The organism is Enterococcus sp. M190262 (genome assembly GCF_005843965.1).
Taxonomy (GTDB): Bacteria; Bacillota; Bacilli; order Lactobacillales; family Enterococcaceae; genus Enterococcus_D; species Enterococcus_D gallinarum.
In genome coordinates this window covers 2,825,345-2,846,801 of sequence record NZ_CP040461.1, presented here as the reverse complement: position 1 = coordinate 2,846,801, position 21,457 = coordinate 2,825,345, and the positions used below count along the sequence as shown (strand labels likewise).

Sequence of the window (21,457 nt, the reverse complement as noted above, 5' to 3'; positions counted from 1 at the left end):
TCGGTTTTCCCTACAATCGGATAATGCTATAATTGAATGGATTGAGAAAGAAAGGATGGTTAAAACCATGTCATCCAAAAACGAATTACTTGCGAATATGAATCCCCGGCAAAAAGAGGCCGTGATGCATACAGAAGGACCTCTGTTGTTAATGGCCGGAGCCGGTAGTGGCAAAACGCGGGTCTTAACCCATCGGATTGCTTATTTGATTGAAGAAAAAAATGTCAATCCTTGGAATATTCTAGCCATTACTTTTACGAATAAGGCGGCTAGAGAAATGAAAGAACGGGTGAATCAGCTTCTTGGATCTGGGGGAGAAGATGTATGGGTCTCTACGTTTCACTCGATGTGTGTCCGGATTTTACGAAGAGATGTTGATCAGATCGGCTACTCTAGAAACTTTACGATCATTGATACCTCTGAACAAAACACTTTGATGAAACGAGTCTTAAAAGAGTTAAATATTGATCCAAAAAAATATGACCCGCGTTCCATTTTAGGAGCGATCTCTAATGCCAAAAATGAATTGTTGACTCCGGCAGATTATGAAAATCAACAAGGGAGCTTGTTTGAACAGATCGTAGGCCGCTGTTATGCGCTGTATCAAAAGGAATTACGAAATAATCAATGTATGGATTTTGATGATCTGATCATGAATACCATTCGCTTGTTCAAGGAAAATGAAGATGCACTGCAGTTTTATCAACGAAAATTTCACTATATCCATGTGGATGAATACCAAGATACGAATCATGCCCAATATACGCTTGTTAATTTATTAGCGGACCGCTTCAAAAATCTTTGTGTCGTGGGAGATGCGGATCAAAGTATCTATGGCTGGCGGGGTGCCAATATGCAAAATATTTTGGACTTCGAAAAAGATTATCCGGATGCAGCAGTGATTTTGTTGGAACAAAATTACCGCTCAACTCAGACGATTTTGAATGCTGCGAATCAAGTCATCCAAAACAACCGCAACCGTCCAGACAAAAATTTGTGGACTGAAAATAGAGCCGGTGAAAAAATCACTTACTATCGCGGGGATAGTGAACGAGATGAAGCTCGTTTTATTGTCAGTGAGATGCAAAAACAAATTGCAGATAAAGGACGTAAATTCGGCGACTTTGCTGTTTTGTATCGGACCAATGCTCAATCCCGGGTGATTGAAGAAATGCTATTAAAAGCAAACGTGCCTTATACAATGGTGGGCGGACGCAAATTCTATGATCGGAAAGAAATCCGTGATATCTTGGCTTATCTTTCGGCCATTGCTAACCCAAGCGATTCTCTAAGTCTAGAACGGATCATCAATGTGCCTAAACGTGGTATCGGGGCGACTTCTGTCGAAAAACTTCGTGAGTTTGCTTCGCTTCATGAATGGTCCTTGTTAGAAGCTGCGATGAATGTCGATTTAGCCAATATCTCAGGCAAGGCCGGCAAAGAACTTGGTAGCTTCGGCATGATGATGGACCAGTTTGCCCAAATGATTCCTTATCTGTCAGTGACAGAACTGACGAAAGAAATTTTGGATAAAACAGGTTACAAACAAGATTTGATCAATCAGAACAATCTGGAATCACAATCCCGGCTGGAGAACTTGGAAGAGTTCTTAACAGTGACCCAAGAATTTGACAAACGCTTTGAGGCGCAAAATGAAGATGATGCCGATGCGCCAGAAGAAAAATTAACTGTCTTCCTCAATGACCTCGCTTTACTTTCCGATGTTGATTCCTATGAAGAAGAAAGCAGTCAAGTGACATTAATGACATTGCATGCGGCAAAAGGATTGGAATTTCCTGTGGTCTTTTTGATTGGGTTAGAAGAGAACATCTTCCCGTTATCTCGAGCATTGATGGAAGAAAGCGAACTGGAAGAAGAACGTCGTTTGGCTTATGTGGGGATTACTCGTGCAGAAGAAGAGCTATTCTTGACAAACGCATTTTCTCGTACATTGTATGGACGCACTCAATACAATCGTCCTTCTCGGTTTGTGGAAGAGATTGAACAAGATCTTCTGCAGTCACTGGGAGAAAGAACTCAGCCGAAAGGGGCAGCTGCTTCCTTTCAGCCTAAAGTTTTCAAACCAACGTATACCCAACCTCGTCAGTCCACTGTTTCGTCGAGACAAACCACGACTGCAGCCGGCAATCAATGGCAAGTGGGGGAAAAAGTCAACCATAAAAAATGGGGTGTCGGCACGATCGTTCGGACCACAGGGGCCGCCCAGGATCTAGAATTAGATGTCGCTTTTCCCCAACAAGGAGTAAAACGGCTGCTTGCAGCATTTGCTCCGATCGAAAAACTATAAGGAGGAATCGAAATGGCTGTGCCATCAACTGAAGTTCAACAACGAGCGGAAGAATTAAGAACCACTTTGAATCAATATGCCTATGAGTATTATGTGAAGGATCAGCCGTCTGTCGAAGATTACGTCTATGATCGACTTTATAAAGAACTTGTTCAATTAGAAACGGATTACCCGCAGCTGGTCACAGAAGATTCTCCTACTCAGCGAGTGGGTGGAATCGTTCTGCCTGGATTTGAAAAGGTCATCCATGATATTCCTCTGTACAGTTTGAATGATGTGTTTGATAAAGAAGAAATCATCGCTTTTGATGCGCGAGTCCAAAAAGCGCTAGGTCGTGCCGTTGATTATGTCTGTGAATTGAAGATCGATGGGCTATCAATCTCTTTGAAATATGAGAATGGACGGTTTGTGCGTGGTGCAACACGGGGTGACGGAACAGTCGGCGAGAATATTACGGAAAACTTGAAGACAGTCAAGTCAATTCCATTAAAATTGAAAGAACCTGTTTCATTAGAAGTCCGAGGCGAATGTTACATGCCTAAAGCTTCTTTCATCCGTTTGAATCAAGTACGGGAAGAAGAGGGCTTAGAGGTATTTGCCAATCCTCGAAATGCCGCAGCAGGAAGCTTGCGGCAACTGGATACACGGATTGCTGCCAGCCGTAATTTGAGCACATTCTTATATACTCTGGCAGATTTCGGTCCTATCGAGGCACACGATCAATTCTCAGCGCTTGATGAATTAGACAGTTTGGGTTTCCGGACAAATCATGAACGGCGTTTGTGCCGAACGATCGATGAAGTTTGGGCGTATATTGAAGAATTTCGCGAAAAACGCAGTGAGCTGCCTTATGAAATCGATGGCGTTGTCATCAAAGTCAATGACTTCTCCGATCAAGATACACTAGGATTTACGGTTAAAGCTCCTCGGTGGGCGGCAGCTTATAAATTCCCACCCGAAGAAGCAGAAACGACCATTGAAGATATTGAATGGACAGTTGGACGCACAGGTGTTGTGACACCAACAGCGGTCATGACGCCGGTTCGAGTAGCTGGTACAACAGTAAGTCGTGCCAGCCTGCATAATGTCGATTATATTCGCGCCAAAGATATTCGCTTGAATGACTCTGTGATTATCTATAAAGCAGGAGACATCATTCCAGAAGTTGCCAACGTATTGACGGATAAGCGGTCAAAAGCCAGTGAGCCCTATCCGATTCCTACCCATTGTCCCATTTGCGACAGTGAATTGGTCCATTTAGATGAAGAGGTGGCACTGCGCTGCATTAATCCGAAGTGTCCTGCACAAATGAAAGAAGGATTGAGTCATTTTGTTTCCCGAAATGCTATGAATATTGAAGGGTTAGGCCCACGAGTTCTTGAACAAATGTATGAAAAGCACTTAGTTGCTGATGTTGCAGACCTATATTATTTGACGGAAGAACAATTGTTGACATTAGACAAAATCAAAGAAAAATCGGCAAACAATATTTTGTCAGCAATCGAAGCCAGTAAAGAAAATTCCGTTGAGCGTTTGATATTTGGCTTAGGGATTCGCCATGTCGGATCTAAAGCAGCAAGAATTCTTGCGGAACATTATCGCAATCTGCGTAATCTAAGCAAAGCGGATGAGTCGGAGATCGTTTCTTTAGAAACGATTGGGCAAACCATCGCGGATAGTGTTGTCACTTATTTCAACAACGAAGAAGTCCATGATCTTTTAGATGAGTTGGAAAAAGCAGGGGTCAATTTTGATTACCTTGGTTTAAAAAATGAGGAGCTCTCGGCTATTGACTCACCCTTTAAAGGTAAGACAGTTGTCTTAACAGGAAAGTTGACTCATTTCACTCGGGAAGAAGCAAAGGAAAGAATTGAGAACCTTGGCGGCAAAGTGACGGGAAGTGTCTCAAAGAAAACAGATATCGTCGTAGCGGGAGAAGAGGCTGGTAGTAAATTGACGAAAGCGCAAAGCTTGGGCATTACAGTTTGGGAAGAGAATCAAATGGTGGCAGCGATTGAAGGGAGCCATAACCATGAAGATTAAACACTTCTTGATCGTCGCGATGTCGTTAAGCTTTTTGTCAGGTTGCGGCAATCTCAACAAAGGAATCACGAATATCAACGAAGGTGAAGAGACGGCCAGCGGTAATATTACCACTGGCCGTGTCGATAATTCAGTCTATCAGGCAGTCATGACAGACGGCAAGTACCAACCGAGTGCTGCTAGAGGATTGAATGCAGAGCAAATGAACAGCGGGTTCAATCAAACCAATTTTGAGAATGGCTTGCTGAGGCTGTCCAAGCAGACTTTTTCTGTCGATACGTGCTACTTTCAAGAAGGTCAAAAAATTCCTGCTGATACGATCAAGAATTGGCTGAAACGTGTCTCTGATGATAACCCGCAAGGTCTTAACCCTGCCGGTTCAGATCAGCCGCTTATTTTTCAACAATTGATGGAGCAAGATTTTATTAAAGAAGACGGCAAAACATTGGCAGGTATTAGTTTAGGCTTTGCCTTTAATACCGTCTACTATGGCAGCGACGAGACCATTTCTATCTCTCGTGATGAGTGGATGGCAAACGCGCGGAAGACAGTCAATGCTGTTTTGACACAAGTAAGAAAAATCAAAGGGTTGGAGACTGTACCTATCGTGATCGGTTTATTCGAACAAGCTGCTAAAGATGATATCGCCGGAGGCGATTATGTTTATCAAGCAGTCAGCCAAGATGGAGGAACAACTATCGATCAGTATGAGAAAGTAGCAGAGGCCCACATTATTTTACCTGTAGCTGCGGGGGTCACCAATGCTGCCACCGATGATGGTTTGGATAATAAGTTCAAAACATTTCGTGATGCTGTCATTAGTTTCTTTCCTGACTTGAGTGGTGTGACCGGCAATGCGTATTACGTAGATGATCAACTCCAAAAACTTGTTTTGAAAGTCGAGTCGAATTATTACAGTAAAACCGAGATCACCAGTTTTGTTCAGTATAGCGCAAAGCAAGTCGAATCTGTCTTCAAAGGAGTTCCTGGCGAGATCGAAGTCCAAGTTGGCTCTCTAGGGAAACAGCAAGCTTTTATTGCCCGTAAAGATGGAGCAGAAAAAATTGAGACCTACATTTTCAATTAAGTATGATAATTTTCAAAATGTATTTCATGATTTGCTGGAAAAGTGATACAATACATTGGAAAAACGTAAACGTATTTTTATGGATGCGAGAAAGAGGAGGATTTTATGGCGATAAGCGAAGAACAAGTCAAACACGTTGCCAAGCTAGCAAAATTATCATTCTCAGATGATGAATTACATGAGTTTACCTCTCAGCTAGGAAAAATTATTGATATGGTAGAAACCTTAGAGGAAGTAGACACAGAAGGTGTGCCATTTACATCAAACGTTGCTGAAACAATCAATGTGATGCGTGAAGATATCGCAGCAGAAGGCTGGAACCGACAAGAATTGATGCGTAATGTGCCGGAATCAGAAGATGGTTTCATTAAAGTACCAGCAATTATTGATAATGGGGAGGCCGGTGCGTAATGACAGAATTAGTAAGTAAAAGTTTGGAAGAGCTCCATGGCATGCTTGTTGCCAAAGAAATTTCAGCTGTCGATTTGACAGCAGAGACATTCGAGCGAATCAAAGCGACTGAACCAAAAGTGGATTCTTTTATTACATTGAACGAGTCAAACGCGATGGCATTAGCCAAAGCAATTGATGAGAAGGGTATTTCTGAAAGCAATGTTTTGGCAGGGATTCCGATTGGGATCAAAGACAATATCGTGACCAAAGACCTACTGACTACAGCTGCATCTAAGATCTTGGCTAACTTTGAACCAATATATGATGCAACTGTGATGGAAAAAGTCTACCAAGCAGACATGATACCAGTCGGTAAATTGAACATGGATGAATTTGCCATGGGAGCAAGTACGGAAACTTCTTACTTCAAAAAAACAAAGAATGCGTGGGATCATACCAAAGTTCCTGGCGGTTCTTCTGGTGGTTCTGCAGCTGCAGTAGCTGCTGGGCAAGTACCAGTCTCATTAGGGAGTGACACAGGTGGTTCGATCCGGCAGCCTGCTTCTTTCAATGGAATCGTAGGAATGAAACCAACATATGGTCGTGTTTCACGTTTTGGTCTGATTGCGTTTGCTTCTTCATTGGATCAAATCGGACCAATGACTCGTTCAGTAAAAGATAATGCACTGGCATTGTCTGCCATTAGTGGATTTGACGCCAAAGACAGCACTTCTGCTGGAGTAGCAGTACCAGATTTTGCTGCAGGATTAACTGGCGATATCAAAGGTATGAAAGTTGCGCTGCCAAAAGAATATATGGGTGAGGGGATTCAACCTGGTGTCCGTGAAGCTGTGTTGAAAGCGGCAGAAACATTCCGAGCATTAGGAGCAACAGTCGAAGAAGTCAGCTTGCCTCATTCTAAATATGGCGTTTCCGTTTATTATATTATTGCCTCTTCTGAAGCAAGTTCTAACTTGCAACGTTTTGACGGAATCCGTTATGGCTACCGTTCAGAAAACGTAAAAAATCTAGACGATGTGTATGTCAATTCTCGTAGTGAAGGATTCGGAGAAGAAGTAAAACGCCGGATCATGTTAGGGACATTCTCATTAAGTGCTGGATATTATGATGCTTACTTCAAAAAGGCTGGACAAGTCCGTACATTGATCAAACAAGATTTTGACAAAGTATTTGCTGATTACGATTTGATTATTGGTCCTGCATCTCCAACCGTTGCTTTTGGTCTAGGTGAAAATATCAATGATCCAATCACAATGTACATGAATGATATCTTAACGATTCCAGTCAATTTGGCTGGATTGCCAGGTATGTCTGTACCAGCAGGATTTTCTGAAGGATTACCAGTCGGTTTGCAAATCATTGGTAAACATTTTGATGAAGCAACGATGTATCAAGCGGCTTATGCGTTTGAACAAGCAACTGATTTTCATACGAAAAAACCAGTGATTTTAGGAGGGAATAACGCATGAACTTCGAAACAGTCATTGGGCTTGAAGTCCACGTAGAATTAAAAACCAACTCAAAAATCTTTTCACCGGCGCCAGCACATTTTGGTGCCGAGCCAAATAGCAATACGAATGTGATTGACTGGGGTTATCCAGGGGTATTACCGGTGATGAATAAAGCCGCGTTAGAATTTGGGATGAAAGCAGCACTAGCGTTAAACTGTGAAATTTCCAAAGATACTCATTTCGACCGCAAAAACTATTTCTATCCGGATAATCCGAAAGCCTATCAAATTTCTCAATTTGACCAACCAATCGGTCATGATGGTTGGATCGAGATCGAAGTAGCAGGCAAAAAGAAAAAAATCCGTATTGAGCGGGTTCATCTTGAAGAAGATGCTGGGAAAAATATGCATGGCATCGGCGGCTATTCCTATGTGGATTTAAATCGTCAGGGCACGCCGTTGATCGAGATCGTTTCTGAAGCAGATATGCGCTCGCCAGAAGAAGCCTATGCTTATTTGGAAGCTTTGCGCTCTATCATCCAATTTACAGAAGTATCTGATGTGAAGATGGAAGAAGGATCCATGCGTTGTGATGCCAATATCTCTTTACGTCCTTATGGTCAAGAAGCTTTTGGTACCAAAACCGAATTGAAAAACCTAAACTCTATGTCCTTTGTCAAAAAAGGCTTGGCTTTCGAAGAAAAACGCCAAGCAAAAGTATTGCTTTCTGGCGGTGAGATCCAACAAGAAACACGTCGTTTTGATGAAACCACTAATAAGACAATCTTGATGCGGGTCAAAGAAGGATCATCTGATTACCGTTATTTCCCAGAACCAGATATTCCTAAATTTGTTATCGATGACGAATGGATCGAACGAGTACGGCAAACATTGCCAGAACTTCCACAAAAACGCCGCCAACGGTACATCAACGAACTTGGATTGCCAGAATATGACGCAATGGTCTTGACACTGACCAAAGAAATGTCCGACTTCTTTGAAGCAACCATCGATGCTGGGGCAGAACCAAAACAAGCATCAAACTGGTTGATGGGTGAAGTTTCGGCCTACTTGAATAGTGAAAAATTGGAATTAGAAGAAACCAAATTAACGCCGGATAATCTTGCAGGAATGATCCAACTGATTGCTGATGGAACGATCAGTTCTAAGATTGCGAAAAAAGTCTTTAAAGAATTGATCACCAATGGCGGCGATGCCAAAGAAGTTGTCAAAGCGAAAGGATTGATCCAACTATCCGATCCAGCACAACTTCTGCCAATGATCAATGAAGTCTTAGATAAGAATCAACAATCTGTTGATGACTTCAAGAACGGAAAAGACCGAGCAGTTGGGTTCTTAGTTGGTCAAATCATGAAAGCAACTAAAGGACAAGCGAACCCTGGCGTTGTGAACAAATTACTTCAAGAAGAATTAGCAAAACGATAAGAGGCGGAATATGAAAAGAGCCAGAGTCATTTATAATCCAACATCAGGAAAAGAACTGATTCGTAAACATCTTGCCGATATATTAGAAGTCTTAGAGAAAGCCGGTTATGAAGCCAGTGCTTTTGCGACGACTGCTCTCCCATTCTCTGCTCGCGATGAAGCGAGTAGGGCAGGGAGAGCCGGATTTGATCTGGTTGTTGCAGCCGGAGGCGACGGAACCATTAATGAGGTAGTTAATGGTATCGCTCCGCTAAAAAAGCGCCCCAAAATGGCGATCATCCCAGGCGGAACAACCAATGATTATGCTCGTGCATTGAAGATTCCTAGAAACGATGTGAAGGCTGCTGCAGAAGTCATTCTCAAGGAACAAACGATCAAAATGGATATTGGAAAAACTGATCGGGATTATTTTATCAATATCGCTGCAGGTGGACACCTGACTGAGTTGACCTATGATGTTCCTTCAGAGTTGAAGAGTGTGTTCGGTTATTTGGCATATCTTGCAAAAGGCGCAGAATTGTTGCCGCGAGTCAAACCAATCAAGATGCACTTTAAATATGACGATGGAGAATATATTGGCGGCGCTTCGATGTTCTTCCTAGGATTGACGAATTCAGTGGGAGGTTTTGAACAAATCGCCCCGGATGCGAAACTTGACGATGGGAAATTTTCGCTGATCATAGTGAAAACGGCAAATATTTTTGAGATTGTTCATCTGATTGCATTGATGATGAACGGTGGCAAACATATCAATGACCGACGCTTGATCTATACAAAAACGTCTCGTTTGGAAGTCGATGCGCCAGATGCAAAAGATCGTTTGATGATCAATTTAGATGGTGAATACGGCGGCGATGCCCCGATGATCTTTACCAACTTGCATAATCATATTGAATTTTTTGCTAACCTAGATCAAATTCCAGATGACGCAGTTGTTGGGGAATCTTACGAAGAACTTAGTCAGGGATTCATCAAAGAAGTCGAACGGTTATCAGATGAGGACATCAACGGTGATGGCTTTATCGGTGAAAAGCAGAAACAGTAGTAATCAAAAGAACATGAAGCGGTGCGCTTCCTGTTCTTTTTTTGAAAGGAAAAAAGAACATGTGGACAATTCCACTTCTTTTTTTTCAATAAAGGCTGCTGGATCAATCTTTTGTCTTTTTCCTTATTAAGAGAATCGCAAAAAATGTTTCACAATTGGTTCATGTTTCACGATTTACAAAGCAAAGCGGAACCCAATGAAACAGAAAAAAACGAATGAAAATACTTCTTTTTTTTATATCAGTCGATAATTCGCTTTTTTTGTTAGCAAAAAAAAATTTATGTTCGTTATTTACGGTTGAATTTATGGCATCCTACTGTGCCAAATCGGTATAGAATATGCTATAATAATGAAACTAAGAAATGGGGGGACCAGAATGGCGCAGATTGATTCAGAAATGGCATTGAATCTGCTTTTAGAGGATGCCGAACGAATCAAACGATTGATTCGCAATCAAGAAAATAGTTTGTGTATTGCTCAGTGTAAAGCATTCGAGGAAGTCGTTGACACACAAATGTATGGCTTATCACGACAAGTCGCTTTCGCAACACGCTTGGGTATTGTAGACAATGCTGCTGGCCAACAATTGATGGCAGATCTGGAAAAAGACCTAAATCAATTGTATAGCGAAGTATATGAAGAACAAAAATCTACTGAAATCGGCAAGGAGGCATAATCTTGCCAGAAAAAGTTAAAAAAAGACACCTTTTAGACTATAGCATTTTAATACCTTACCTTATTTTATGCGTAACTGGTTTGATGATGGTTTACAGTTCGACCTCATATGTCGCAATGACAGCAAAGCCACCGACTACTTCAGCAGCTTATGTGATCAATCAAGCCGTTTTTTGGGTGGTAAGTTTGATTATGATCACGATCATGTACAAGATGAAAACTGATGTCTTTCGCAATAAGAAGTTTGTCCAAATTGCCATGATCGTTATTTTCTTTCTTTTGATCGCCGCCTTTTTCTTCCAAAAAAGGAATGGTGCATGGGGCTGGCTCTCGATTGCAGGATTCTCTGTTCAGCCAGCGGAGTACTTAAAGTTTATTATCATTTGGTTCTTGTCGGTCACATTCTCTTATCGCCAAGAGGGCATCCAGCAAGACTTCTGGGGTTCTGTGAGAAGACCAATGGCAATCGTATTGGCTTATACAGTGATTTTGGCCTTCTATCCCGATTTCGGGAACGCTGTTATTATTTTCATGCTGGCTTTTGTGGTTTTGCTGGCTAGCGGATTAAACTATGTGTATACCTTGATATTAGGTGGGGCCACAGTTCTCTTTAGTTTTTTGGCGATTACTTTTGTCAATTTGACAGGTGGGAAATTTCTGCCTGAATATATCTACAATCGATTTGCCGCTTTCACCAATCCTTTTGCCGATGAATTTGATACAGGACATCAAATGGTCAATGGATATTATGCCATGTTCAATGGCGGATTATTTGGTCGCGGATTAGGAAATAGTATTCAAAAACGAGGCTTCTTGAATGAAGCCCATACCGATTATATTTTTTCAATCGTGATGGAAGAACTTGGCTTGATTCCCTCAATCGTTTTGTTAGGGATTCTCTTTTATATGGTAGGAAGAATGTTTTTGATTGGCATTCGATCAAGAGATTCCTTTAATTCCATGATGTGTATTGGGATCGGGACATTATTTATGTCACAGATCTTTATCAATTTAGGTGGGATCACCGGCTTGATTCCGTTAACGGGGATCACTTTTCCTTTTTTGAGTCAAGGAGGATCAAGTTTGTTAATGTTGTCGATTTGTATCGGCTTTATTTTGAACATTAGTGCAGAAGAAAAGAGGAAACAATATAGTTTGAATTATTGATCAATGGAATGGAGTGGTATGATGAAAAAAGTATTAGTCGCTAATCGTGGAGAAATCGCGATTCGAGTTTTCCGTGCGTGTGCAGAGTTGGGCATCAAAACAGTGGGGATCTACGCTGCAGAAGATGAATATTCAGTCCATCGTTTTAAAGCGGATGAAGCGTATCTTGTCGGAAAAGGCAAGCGCCCCATTGAAGCCTATCTGGACATAGAAGATATTATTCGCACCGCGAAAAAGGCCGGTGCCGAAGCGATTCATCCCGGTTACGGATTTTTATCCGAGAATTTAGCGTTTGCGCAACGCTGTGAAGAAGAAGGCTTGATTTTTATTGGACCTTCGACACACCATCTGGATATCTTTGGCGATAAAATCAAAGCCAAAACAGCTGCAATCGAGGCTGGTATCCAATCCATTCCAGGTTCCGACGGACCCGTCAACACTATTGATGACGTTTTGCTGTTTGCTGAAACCCATGGTTATCCAATCATGATCAAAGCAGCCTTAGGCGGTGGTGGCCGCGGCATGCGGGTCGCTCACGATGAGAAAGAAGCCCGTGAAGGTTACGAACGAGCAAAAAGCGAAGCGAAAGCGGCATTTGGTAGTGATGAAGTCTATGTAGAGAAATACATCAGTAATCCAAAACATATCGAAGTGCAAATATTAGGGGACAGTCATGGCAATGTTGTCCATCTATTTGAAAGAGATTGTTCTGTCCAACGTCGACACCAAAAAGTGGTGGAAGTCGCTCCATGTGTATCAATGAATGCTGCCCAACGAGAAAAAATTTGTCAAGCTGCGGTACAGTTGATGAAACATGTCGGGTATATCAATGCGGGAACCGTAGAGTTTTTGGTAGAAGGAGACAACTTTTACTTTATCGAAGTGAATCCTCGGGTTCAAGTAGAGCATACCATTACTGAAATGATCACTAACTTGGACATTGTAACGACACAAATTTTGATTGCTCAAGGGAAAGACTTGCACAAAGAAATCGGCATCCCGCAACAAAAGGATATCCACTTTGAAGGGGTTGCGATCCAGTGTCGTGTAACGACAGAAGATCCTGCCAATAACTTTATGCCTGATACTGGAAAAATCGATACTTATCGTTCACCTGGTGGTTTTGGCGTTCGGCTAGATGTTGGTAATGCCTATGCTGGCGCCGTTGTAACTCCCTATTTTGATTCATTGCTGGTAAAAGTTTGTACCCATGCAGCGACATTTGATCAAGCGATTCAAAAAATGATGCGCTGCTTGAAAGAATTTCGGGTTCGTGGAGTCAAAACCAATATTCTCTTTATGCGTAATGTTGTTTCTCATCCGCAATTTCGTTCTGGCGAAGCGAAAACGACATTTATTGATAATACTCCTGAATTGTTTGAGTTTCCTCGCATTCGCGACCGCGGAAATAAAACAATGAAATATATCGGTGAGATTACGATCAATGGCTTTCCGGGAATCGAGAAACAGAAAAAACCATTTTATAATGATCCAAGAATCCCGCAACAGATCGAGACATTGCCTGATTTCGTATCGGCTAAAACCATTTTAGATACTCAAGGTGCTGATGGCGTCATTCGTTGGATCAATCAGCAAAAAAATGTTTTACTAACGGATACGACTTTCCGTGATGCGCATCAAAGCTTGCTAGCTACACGAGTTCGTACCCAGGACTTCAAGAAGATCGCTGCGTTGACAGAAGAGGGGATTCCTCAACTATTCTCCAGTGAAATGTGGGGCGGAGCAACGTTTGATGTTGCTTACCGTTTCTTGACAGAAGATCCATGGGAACGGCTGCGTATGTTTCGTAAGAAAATGCCGAACACATTGTTACAAATGCTGTTTCGAGGATCAAATGCGGTGGGATATTCAAATTATCCAGATAATGTGTTAGAAGAATTTATCAAAGAATCTGCTGCGCAAGGAATCGATGTCTTCCGAATTTTTGATAGCTTGAACTGGGTTCCGCAAATGGAAAAAAGCATCCAAGCAGTAAGGGACGCAGGCAAAATTGCAGAAGCAGCGATCTGTTATACCGGAGATATTAATGATCCGACTCGTCAAAAATACTCGATCGATTATTATAAGGATATGGCCAAGGAGTTGCAAAATCTTGGTGCACATATCATTGCGATCAAGGATATGGCAGGATTGCTGAAACCACAAGCGGCGTATCGCTTGATCAGTGAACTGAAAGCGAGTATTGATGTACCAATTCATCTGCACACCCACGACACGAGTGGCAATGGCATCATCACTTACTCTGCCGCAACCAAAGCGGGTGTCGATATTGTCGATGTTGCTATGTCTGCAGTCAGTGGAGCAACTAGCCAGCCAAGTATGAGTAGCCTTTACTATGCGTTAGTCAACGGCGAACGTTGTCCAGAAATTAATGTCGATAATATCCAGCAGTTGAATCATTACTGGGAAGATGTGCGTATGTATTACCATCCTTTCGAGAATGGGTTGAATGCTCCTCAGACAGAAGTGTATAAACACGAGATGCCTGGTGGTCAATATTCGAACCTGCAACAACAAGCAAAAGCAGTGGGACTTGGGGAAAAATGGGACGGAATCAAAGAAGTTTATCATGAAGTCAATATGATGTTCGGTGATATCGTCAAAGTCACGCCATCATCAAAAGTGGTTGGCGATATGGCTCTTTTCATGGTACAAAACGGGTTATCTGAACAAGACATTTATGATAAAGGTGAAACCTTAAGTTTTCCAGAATCAGTCGTTACTTTCTTCCAAGGTGAACTAGGTCAACCAGTCGGTGGTTTTCCAAAAGAATTACAACGGATCATTCTGAAAGGTCGGCCAGCATTCACAGAACGTCCTGGTGCGTTTGCTGAACCAGTAGATTTTGAAAAAGTCAAAGCCGAATTAGCAGAAAAGATCGGCTACCAGCCTAAAACAGAAGAAGTATTGAGCTATTTGATGTATCCGCAAGTCTTTTTAGACTACCGAAAAGCATATGAACAGTTTGCCGACGTCAAGGTCCTAGATACACCAACATTCTTTAATGGGATGCGATTAGGTGAAACGATCAATGTTGAACTTGAAAAAGGGAAAATCTTGATCATCCGCTTGGATGAAATCGGCGAACCAGATATTGAAGGCAACCGCACGTTGTTCTTTAACTTGAATGGACAACGTCGGGAGATCTTAGTCAAAGATCATTCGATCATCAGCTCCGTTCAAACAAAACGCAAAGCTGAGCCAACAAATAAAGAACAAATTGGTGCAACGATGTCAGGTTCTGTTCTACAAGTATTAGTCAAAAAAGGGGATCGGGTAGCGAAAGGACAAACCGTTCTAGTAACTGAAGCGATGAAGATGGAAACAGCGATCGAAGCTCGTTTCTCAGGTGTGGTAGAACACGTCTATGTTGCAGAAGGAGAAGCCATCACATCAGGTGATTTGCTGATCGAAATCAAAGAGAAGTAGGAAGTAGGTCTTGAAGATGAAACGTAGAGGAATTTTATTTTGCTGCTTGTTTATTTTGGCGCTGGTCGTCGTCTATCTGCAGCCAGTATTTTTTCAGCGGGTTTCTCCTTCAAGACCTCTTTTTGATAATCCTGTAAAAGCGCCTACCAATTTGAATTATGAACCAATCAAAGCAGATGGCTTAGCAAAAGCGATCGGTGAACCTCTTTCTGATTTTGAAGAAGATTTTGGCTCGCCGATACGCACGTATCGCACAGGATATGACTTTGAAGTTCGCGTATATAATCACCTAGATGATCAACAATATCTCGAAATCAACACCGACGGCGAAAGTGTTCAGGCAATCAAAGTGATTGGCCAGGGCGGCGCATCCTTAGCCCCATTTTCGATTGGGATGACAATGACAGATCTTACAGAGCTTACGATGATCTATCCGAATTTTACATTGAGTCAAAATGATCGTTCAGTGAGTTTTGAACTTATGGAACAAGATATGAACTATCGTCCCTTAGTGGCGTTTGACAATGGCACTTTCGCGGTTTTGTTTTTTGATCAAACGACATCGGAATTAGCAGCAGTCACTTATCTGGATCAAACGACATTATTGAAGCTGTCTCCTTATCAATTAACAGAAGGGGAGCTGCCGCTGTTTCAAGAGTCTCAAACAGTGAACCAAGAAACAGCTGCTCTTGAAAAAGAAACGTTAGCTTTTGTGATCATCCAAAAAATGCGTGATCAAAAAGAGCTGGAAAGTTTTGGGATGGCTTTAGATACTCATAGTGAAGCCAAAGATCTCCTTCAAGAAATCACGGAGAATCTTTCGGATCACTTAACATCTCAACGGATTCATGCCTATCAAAAAGCATTGACAGCAGAACGAACCAGCACCTTCACTCTGACCCAAGAAGAATGGCAGGATATTTTAAAGGAAAAGGAAATTTCAACCGTTTCTTCCATCTTTGAAGCACCTGTCTACGATCCGACATTTACGATTTTATCATGGTATAGTGATCCTTCGGTTTACAATGTTTTATCGAATCAAACCCCTGAGAAGATAGGAATTGCTTTTTCTAAAGCAAATATGGTAGTCTTAATCCAAGAAGATGAGAATGAACACACAGAGGATAGCACATCAGATGATTTATAATGACCATTTATATGCAATTGAAGACCAAATTGAACAATTAATTTCCAGTATCAAGAATAGTCAGTTGTTTCGCTCTTATTGTTACAACAAGAAGGCGATGTACCAAGACCAAGAAGTATTGGGATTAATTGATTCATTTGTACATAAAAAGACCGATTTTGAAAAAATAGCTGCTTATGGCACGTTTGCTCCCGGGTATAAAGAACAGCAGCGGGCATTACGCAAAGCCAAAAGGGCACTTGATTTGAATCCTCAAGTCGGAGAATTTCGACACAGTGAAAACCAGCTGCAAGTCTTGCTTGATGAGATCACAGTGTCGATTGCTGATTGTTTCTCAGAGGAAGTCAAAGTGGACGCTGGAAGTCCTTTTTTTCAATCGAAATCAACATGTGGAGGAAGTTGTCATGCAAGAGGAGACGAAAGAAACGTTTGAGATCCAAAAACGACGGGGACTGATCGTATGGGTCTATAGTTTACGCCAATTAAAAAATTTACGCAGATTCGGATTTGTCCATTATGTGTCACGCAAAATGAAATATGTGGTCATGTACTTGAATGAAGAAGACTATGAAATGAAAAAAAATAAAATCGAACAATTTCATTTCGTACGGCAAGTGGAACCTTCATATCGACCAGATGTTGAGATGAATTTTGCGGAAAAAATCGGCACTGACGCAGCATACCAAGTGAGTGATGATGGATTTGATGTGGAAGAAAAAAATACGACGATTCGACTGGCAGAAAATGTATAACAAAAGTTTGGGTGCCAATCGCACCCATTTTTGTTGCTCAAAAAGATGACGGTCACTGGAATACTTTTTTAAGAAATTATGGAACCTTTGGAGGAACGCATATGCGTGTTGTTGCAGGAGATTATCGAGGAAGAAAATTGAAGAGCTTAAGCGGGGATAATACCCGGCCAACCACCGATAAAGTGAAAGAATCGATTTTTAATATGATTGGTCCTTATTTAGATGGCGGCTTAGTATTGGATTTATTTGCGGGCAGTGGCGGATTAGCTATTGAAGCTGTTTCTCGCGGCGCCGCACATGCCATCTGTGTCGATCGCAGTTATCCAGCGATTAAGATTATTCGAGAAAATATTGGCATCACAAAGGAGCCCGAAAAGTTTACTGTTTTAAAAATGGATGCCAAACAAGCCCTAAAAGAATTTGTGGGCACTCAACAGCAGTTCGACTATATTTTTTTGGATCCTCCTTATGCGAAACAAGAGCTGGTTTTGCAGCTGGAACAAATGGTACAAGCGGATCTTATGGCAACTCATGCGGTCATTGTTTGCGAAACAGCAAAAGAAGTGGATTTGCCAGAGAGGATTGGCACATTGGTCCAAAGTAGACGGCAGGTTTATGGGATTACGGCAGTCACAATTTATAGAAATGAGGGATAAGATGAAGAGAATAGCATTATTTCCGGGCAGTTTCGACCCATTGACTGCTGGTCACGTAGATCTGATCGAACGGGGAGCTTCCCTTTTTGATGAATTGATCATTGGTGTCTTTGTGAATACTAGTAAAGTCAACTTCTTTACCGGTGGCGAAAAAGTGGAATTGATCACTGAGGCACTAGCGCATGTCCCGAATGTTCGCGTTGTTGCGCAAGAGACGGAATTGACCGTTACGGCTGCCAAAAAAATGGGTGCCCAATTTTTACTGCGAGGAATTCGGAGTGTCAAGGATTATGAGTACGAACGAGATATCATGGAAATGAATCACCACTTAGATCCGACGCTCGAAACAGTCTTTTTATTGGCAAATGCCAAATACAGTTATATTAGTTCAAGTTTGCTAAAAGAAATCTTGCATTTCGGTGGCGATGTGGAAGCCTATTTACCACCAAATATTTACCAAGCAATCGTAAAGAAGCGTGATGCTCATGAATCTTAAATCAACCGTTAAATATACCTTATTACTTGTTGCAGCATTAGTAGTTGCCGCCTGTGCCTTTTTACCAATCCCTTATTATATTGAACAGCCTGGGGCAACGATCAATTTGAAAGAACTAATTACAGTCAATGACCAAAAAGATCAAAACGATGGCTCGTTTTCATTGACCAGTGTCGGTATTCGGCAGGCAACCGTTTTTACGGCAATTGGCAGTAAATTTAATCAATTTCAAGACTTGGTTTCTGAAGAAGAACTTTTTGGCGGTGCAACGGATGAAGAGTACAATCGGATCCAACGTTACTACATGGAATCCTCTCAAAATAGTGCCATTGAGCAAGCACTGAAGCTAGCAGATATTCCCTACACAATGAACTATAAAGGTGTTTATGTTATGGGTGTAGAATCCAACTCTAGCTTCAAAGGAAAAATTTCTGTTGGTGATACAGTAGTAGCTGTCAATGGAAAACGATTTGACAACAGTCAAGATTTTATTGATTATGTTCAAAGTCAAAAAGTCGGTGATAAGATCCAAGTGACGTATCTCCAAGATGATGTAGAAAAAGAAGCAACCGGATCGCTGATTGAATTGCCATCGAATAAAAAAGCCGGCATCGGCATTTCGTTAGTTGACCATACGGAAATTAGTTCAGATCAAGATATTGTTATTGATGCAGGAAATATCGGTGGGCCATCAGCAGGCTTGATGTTCACATTAGAAATCTACGAACAATTGACGCAGCAAAACCTGCGTAAAGGGCATAATATTGCCGGTACTGGAACGATTTCCAGTGACGGAACCGTTGGCCGCATTGGTGGTATCGATAAAAAAGTAGCAAGCGCAAGTGAAAGTGGTGTAGAAATCTTTTTTGCACCAGAGGATGAAATCACGAAGGAAGAAAAAGAAGTTGATCCTTCGATCAAAACAAATTATCAAGAAGCTTTAGCAGCTGCGAAGAAACTAGGGACTGACATGAAGATCGTACCAGTCTCAAATGTGCAAGACGCACTAGATTATCTCAAAACGCTTAAATAAAAAATTTTACTTAACGAAATAGAAGCAAGAACCCATCAGGAAGCAAGAATCCATCAAATAGAAAAACAATTTATCAAGTCACGATTGTATCCTAACGATCCAATTGTAACGACGGAACAAGTTTTCTAGCATGGAGGAGATCTTGCTTCTTTTTGTCTGGATTTTTTTAATGAAGGTAGGCTGGATGTCATCGGTATGCTATACTTTTAATCAAGGAGTGTGAAGACTGTGGAAATCAAACGACAACAACCAATCGTCGAAGCTTATCATTTCGATATGAAGCCTAAAGACAAAGAAATGGAAACCAAATTGAATGTTGGCTTTGCCCCGTTGAAGGTACAAGATGAAGAGTATATGAAACAAAATAGCATTATTGGCGCCCGCTTGGAATTTCAACTCGTTTTTCCTGAATATGTGCTGTCCGGTCGGGTAGGGCAGGTCAATCACATCTTGAACCGGCAAGTCCGTTCAGGTGAAGACTTAAGCAAAGCGGAGACAGACCGCTTAGTGGAGCCGCTGTTTGATATTATCAAACGCTTAACCTATGAAGTAACAGAAATCATTACCGACAAACCAGGTCTGCAATTGAATTTCAATACGTCAAATGAAGCCTCAGAAACATCAGAATCATCAACAACAGAGGAGTGAGAGATATGTTTGCGAATCAAATGCAGATCATGTTATATGTAGAGGACGTGCCCAAATCCGTTGCGTTTTGGCAATCATTGGGATTTGAAATCATTGATGAGCAAACGGCAGATGGGACTTCTGTCGTTGAAATAGCACCAAGCAGAGAATCAGATGCTCGTTTTGTGCTTTATGATAAAGGCTTTATTGAAGCCCATTCTCCTGAAGTAGCATTGAACTCACCATCGATCATGTTTTTTTCAGAAGATATCACAACGCTTTACAAGAAATTACTAGATACAAATGTAGAAGTTGGCGACCTGATCCAGATGGAAGAACGAATGGTCTTTAATTTTGCAGATCCAGATGGTAATTACTTTGCTGTTTCTGGAAAATAAAAAAAAGAGAATTCCCAGTACTTAACTGGAGAATTCTCTTTTTTTGATTTAATCAATTAACAATCAAAATTCAAACTATTTCTTACCATGTGCAGCGATAGCTCCTGTATCAAAAGCTTCTCGCATGTCTTTTTTAAAATGGATCCATTGTTGATGCAGCCAATTCATCTTCTCGCTCCTTTAGTTGGTTTTATTATAAGGAAAGGGCTAACAGTTGTAAAGTTTCGCTGGCTTTTTTATAATAATTTAAAGAAGGGGATGAACCCAAATGAAAAAACTCATTTACGTCATTAGTGATATCCACGGGATGTATGATCTTTTTAAAAAACTTTTATTGGATTACGATCCATCACTGCATCAGCTTGTTCTGATTGGGGACTTGAATGATCGAGGGCCACGAAGTAAAGAGTGTCTCTTGTTGGGTAAACAATTGGTGGAAGAGACAGGAGCGATTTATTTGCGCGGGAACCATGAAGAATATTTTCTGCAATTTTTGAACGCACCAGAAGACTGGTATTCCGCTTATGTCCGCAATGGAGGCAAGGAGACGATGGAAAGTCTTTTACATCCGGGAGCAACAGAAGAGTACTCGCCAACTGAGATTGCATTAATGATCCGGAGTCGCTACCGTGACTTAGTGGCGTTTTTGATGGCAAGGCCGCTTTCATATGAATGGCAAAAATATCTTTTTGTTCATGCTGGTGTTGATTTGACCAAGAGGCATTGGCAGGATACTTCTGACCATGATTTTATCTGGATCCGAGAGCCATTTCATACTGGAGAAAATCATACGGGAAAAACAATCGTCTTTGGGCATACCATCACACCCATGCTTCATGGTGACATGGAAACAACGGATTTATGGTTTCATGATAATAAGATTGGTATCGATGGAGGGGCAGTTTTTGGTGGTTCTGTTCACGGCGTGATTTTTGATGAAGACGGCATTGTACAAGATATTGAATACCAAAATTTAACTGGCCCTTGGCATCCAGACTTTTAAAAAACTCTTCTAATCATAGAGGAATCTATGTGTCATTATGACTATTGGGTCTAAAGGTCCTTGGAAAAAGATAGGGTATACAAACTATTTCCAAACAGATTAGTTAAGATGGATCCGCATAGTTAAAAGGAAACATCCATGCTTGGTAATAACTACGGCTTTCGAGGACGTTGAAGAAAGATTTTGAATGTAGATGACACTTCCTGCTGATGATTCAGCGGAAGTGTTTTTTGCTGGTTTATACCTTGAGCTTTAATTTC

The 21,457-nt window shown here is 41.4% G+C and carries 19 protein-coding genes; all 19 read left to right on the top strand.

The annotated features are described in order from the left end of the window. Positions 1-67: 67 nt before the first annotated feature. The 19 genes from pcrA (at position 68) to FE005_RS13375 (ending at position 21,197) form a co-directional block, all read left to right on the top strand. Positions 68-2,308 carry a DNA helicase PcrA gene (gene pcrA / locus FE005_RS13465; protein WP_138372001.1) on the top strand — a complete coding sequence of 747 codons (2,241 nt, stop codon included), beginning with the start codon at positions 68-70 and terminating at the stop codon, positions 2,306-2,308. A gap of 12 nt (positions 2,309-2,320) precedes the next feature. After that, positions 2,321-4,351, top strand: coding sequence for an NAD-dependent DNA ligase LigA (gene ligA / locus FE005_RS13460; RefSeq protein WP_138372000.1), 2,031 nt, complete (start codon positions 2,321-2,323; stop codon positions 4,349-4,351). Then, positions 4,341-5,438, top strand: coding sequence for a CamS family sex pheromone protein (locus FE005_RS13455; RefSeq protein ID WP_138371999.1), 1,098 nt, complete (start codon positions 4,341-4,343; stop codon positions 5,436-5,438). The genes ligA and FE005_RS13455 overlap by 11 nt, the downstream gene beginning before the upstream one ends. A gap of 105 nt (positions 5,439-5,543) precedes the next feature. After that, positions 5,544-5,849, top strand: a complete 306-nt coding sequence (gatC, locus tag FE005_RS13450; protein WP_003126448.1) for an Asp-tRNA(Asn)/Glu-tRNA(Gln) amidotransferase subunit GatC — start codon at positions 5,544-5,546, stop codon at positions 5,847-5,849. Continuing rightward, complete coding sequence (gene gatA / locus FE005_RS13445; RefSeq protein ID WP_138371998.1) at positions 5,849-7,321, top strand: Asp-tRNA(Asn)/Glu-tRNA(Gln) amidotransferase subunit GatA; 1,473 nt, start codon at positions 5,849-5,851, stop codon at positions 7,319-7,321. Before gatC ends, gatA begins: the two co-directional genes overlap by 1 nt. Further along, on the top strand, positions 7,318-8,748 hold the full coding sequence (gene gatB, locus FE005_RS13440; RefSeq protein WP_003126451.1) for an Asp-tRNA(Asn)/Glu-tRNA(Gln) amidotransferase subunit GatB: 1,431 nt from the start codon (positions 7,318-7,320) through the stop codon (positions 8,746-8,748). Before gatA ends, gatB begins: the two co-directional genes overlap by 4 nt. A gap of 10 nt (positions 8,749-8,758) precedes the next feature. Further along, complete coding sequence (locus tag FE005_RS13435) at positions 8,759-9,793, top strand: diacylglycerol kinase (protein WP_003126452.1); 1,035 nt, start codon at positions 8,759-8,761, stop codon at positions 9,791-9,793. Positions 9,794-10,169: 376 nt separating this feature from the next. Further along, positions 10,170-10,469, top strand: coding sequence for a YlaN family protein (locus tag FE005_RS13430; protein ID WP_003126453.1), 300 nt, complete (start codon positions 10,170-10,172; stop codon positions 10,467-10,469). A 2-nt stretch (positions 10,470-10,471) separates the two neighbouring features. After that, the gene (locus tag FE005_RS13425; RefSeq protein WP_003126454.1) at positions 10,472-11,635 is read left to right on the top strand and encodes an FtsW/RodA/SpoVE family cell cycle protein; all 1,164 of its coding nucleotides are present in this window, start codon (positions 10,472-10,474) and stop codon (positions 11,633-11,635) included. Positions 11,636-11,656: 21 nt separating this feature from the next. Next, positions 11,657-15,085 carry a pyruvate carboxylase gene (locus tag FE005_RS13420; RefSeq protein ID WP_138371997.1) on the top strand — a complete coding sequence of 1,143 codons (3,429 nt, stop codon included), beginning with the start codon at positions 11,657-11,659 and terminating at the stop codon, positions 15,083-15,085. A 16-nt stretch (positions 15,086-15,101) separates the two neighbouring features. Continuing rightward, positions 15,102-16,232, top strand: a complete 1,131-nt coding sequence (locus tag FE005_RS13415) for a CAP-associated domain-containing protein (RefSeq protein ID WP_103299802.1) — start codon at positions 15,102-15,104, stop codon at positions 16,230-16,232. Next, on the top strand, positions 16,222-16,665 hold the full coding sequence (locus FE005_RS13410) for a YlbF family regulator (RefSeq protein WP_003126467.1): 444 nt from the start codon (positions 16,222-16,224) through the stop codon (positions 16,663-16,665). The genes FE005_RS13415 and FE005_RS13410 overlap by 11 nt, the downstream gene beginning before the upstream one ends. Then, on the top strand, positions 16,637-16,984 hold the full coding sequence (locus FE005_RS13405; RefSeq protein WP_003126468.1) for a YlbG family protein: 348 nt from the start codon (positions 16,637-16,639) through the stop codon (positions 16,982-16,984). The genes FE005_RS13410 and FE005_RS13405 overlap by 29 nt, the downstream gene beginning before the upstream one ends. Positions 16,985-17,085: 101 nt before the next feature. Further along, positions 17,086-17,640 (top strand): 16S rRNA (guanine(966)-N(2))-methyltransferase RsmD, encoded by a 555-nt coding sequence (rsmD, locus tag FE005_RS13400; RefSeq protein WP_003126470.1) that lies wholly within the window; start codon positions 17,086-17,088, stop codon positions 17,638-17,640. A gap of 1 nt (position 17,641) precedes the next feature. After that, positions 17,642-18,136 (top strand): pantetheine-phosphate adenylyltransferase, encoded by a 495-nt coding sequence (gene coaD, locus FE005_RS13395; RefSeq protein ID WP_003126473.1) that lies wholly within the window; start codon positions 17,642-17,644, stop codon positions 18,134-18,136. Further along, complete coding sequence (locus FE005_RS13390) at positions 18,126-19,169, top strand: SepM family pheromone-processing serine protease (protein ID WP_021149767.1); 1,044 nt, start codon at positions 18,126-18,128, stop codon at positions 19,167-19,169. The genes coaD and FE005_RS13390 overlap by 11 nt, the downstream gene beginning before the upstream one ends. A 228-nt stretch (positions 19,170-19,397) precedes the next feature. Further along, entirely contained in the window at positions 19,398-19,817 is a 420-nt protein-coding gene (locus FE005_RS13385) for a DUF1149 family protein (RefSeq protein ID WP_005471385.1), read from the top strand. A gap of 5 nt (positions 19,818-19,822) precedes the next feature. Further along, entirely contained in the window at positions 19,823-20,194 is a 372-nt protein-coding gene (locus tag FE005_RS13380; protein ID WP_103299805.1) for a VOC family protein, read from the top strand. A 268-nt stretch (positions 20,195-20,462) separates the two neighbouring features. Beyond that, positions 20,463-21,197: a metallophosphoesterase family protein gene (locus FE005_RS13375; protein WP_138371996.1), complete on the top strand. Its 735-nt coding sequence runs from the start codon at positions 20,463-20,465 to the stop codon at positions 21,195-21,197. The last annotated feature ends 260 nt before the right edge of the window (positions 21,198-21,457 follow it).

Bases quoted from the DNA above. Each gene is read 5' to 3' on its own strand.
- pcrA (WP_138372001.1), top strand. From the start codon at position 68: ATGTCATCCAAAAACGAATTACTTGCGAATATGAATCCCCGGCAAAAA.
- ligA (WP_138372000.1), top strand. From the start codon at position 2,321: ATGGCTGTGCCATCAACTGAAGTTCAACAACGAGCGGAAGAATTAAGA.
- FE005_RS13455 (WP_138371999.1), top strand. From the start codon at position 4,341: ATGAAGATTAAACACTTCTTGATCGTCGCGATGTCGTTAAGCTTTTTG.
- gatC (WP_003126448.1), top strand. From the start codon at position 5,544: ATGGCGATAAGCGAAGAACAAGTCAAACACGTTGCCAAGCTAGCAAAA.
- gatA (WP_138371998.1), top strand. From the start codon at position 5,849: ATGACAGAATTAGTAAGTAAAAGTTTGGAAGAGCTCCATGGCATGCTT.
- gatB (WP_003126451.1), top strand. From the start codon at position 7,318: ATGAACTTCGAAACAGTCATTGGGCTTGAAGTCCACGTAGAATTAAAA.
- FE005_RS13435 (WP_003126452.1), top strand. From the start codon at position 8,759: ATGAAAAGAGCCAGAGTCATTTATAATCCAACATCAGGAAAAGAACTG.
- FE005_RS13430 (WP_003126453.1), top strand. From the start codon at position 10,170: ATGGCGCAGATTGATTCAGAAATGGCATTGAATCTGCTTTTAGAGGAT.
- FE005_RS13420 (WP_138371997.1), top strand. From the start codon at position 11,657: ATGAAAAAAGTATTAGTCGCTAATCGTGGAGAAATCGCGATTCGAGTT.
- FE005_RS13415 (WP_103299802.1), top strand. From the start codon at position 15,102: ATGAAACGTAGAGGAATTTTATTTTGCTGCTTGTTTATTTTGGCGCTG.
- FE005_RS13410 (WP_003126467.1), top strand. From the start codon at position 16,222: ATGATTTATAATGACCATTTATATGCAATTGAAGACCAAATTGAACAA.
- FE005_RS13405 (WP_003126468.1), top strand. From the start codon at position 16,637: ATGCAAGAGGAGACGAAAGAAACGTTTGAGATCCAAAAACGACGGGGA.
- rsmD (WP_003126470.1), top strand. From the start codon at position 17,086: ATGCGTGTTGTTGCAGGAGATTATCGAGGAAGAAAATTGAAGAGCTTA.
- coaD (WP_003126473.1), top strand. From the start codon at position 17,642: ATGAAGAGAATAGCATTATTTCCGGGCAGTTTCGACCCATTGACTGCT.
- FE005_RS13390 (WP_021149767.1), top strand. From the start codon at position 18,126: ATGAATCTTAAATCAACCGTTAAATATACCTTATTACTTGTTGCAGCA.
- FE005_RS13380 (WP_103299805.1), top strand. From the start codon at position 19,823: ATGTTTGCGAATCAAATGCAGATCATGTTATATGTAGAGGACGTGCCC.
- FE005_RS13375 (WP_138371996.1), top strand. From the start codon at position 20,463: ATGAAAAAACTCATTTACGTCATTAGTGATATCCACGGGATGTATGAT.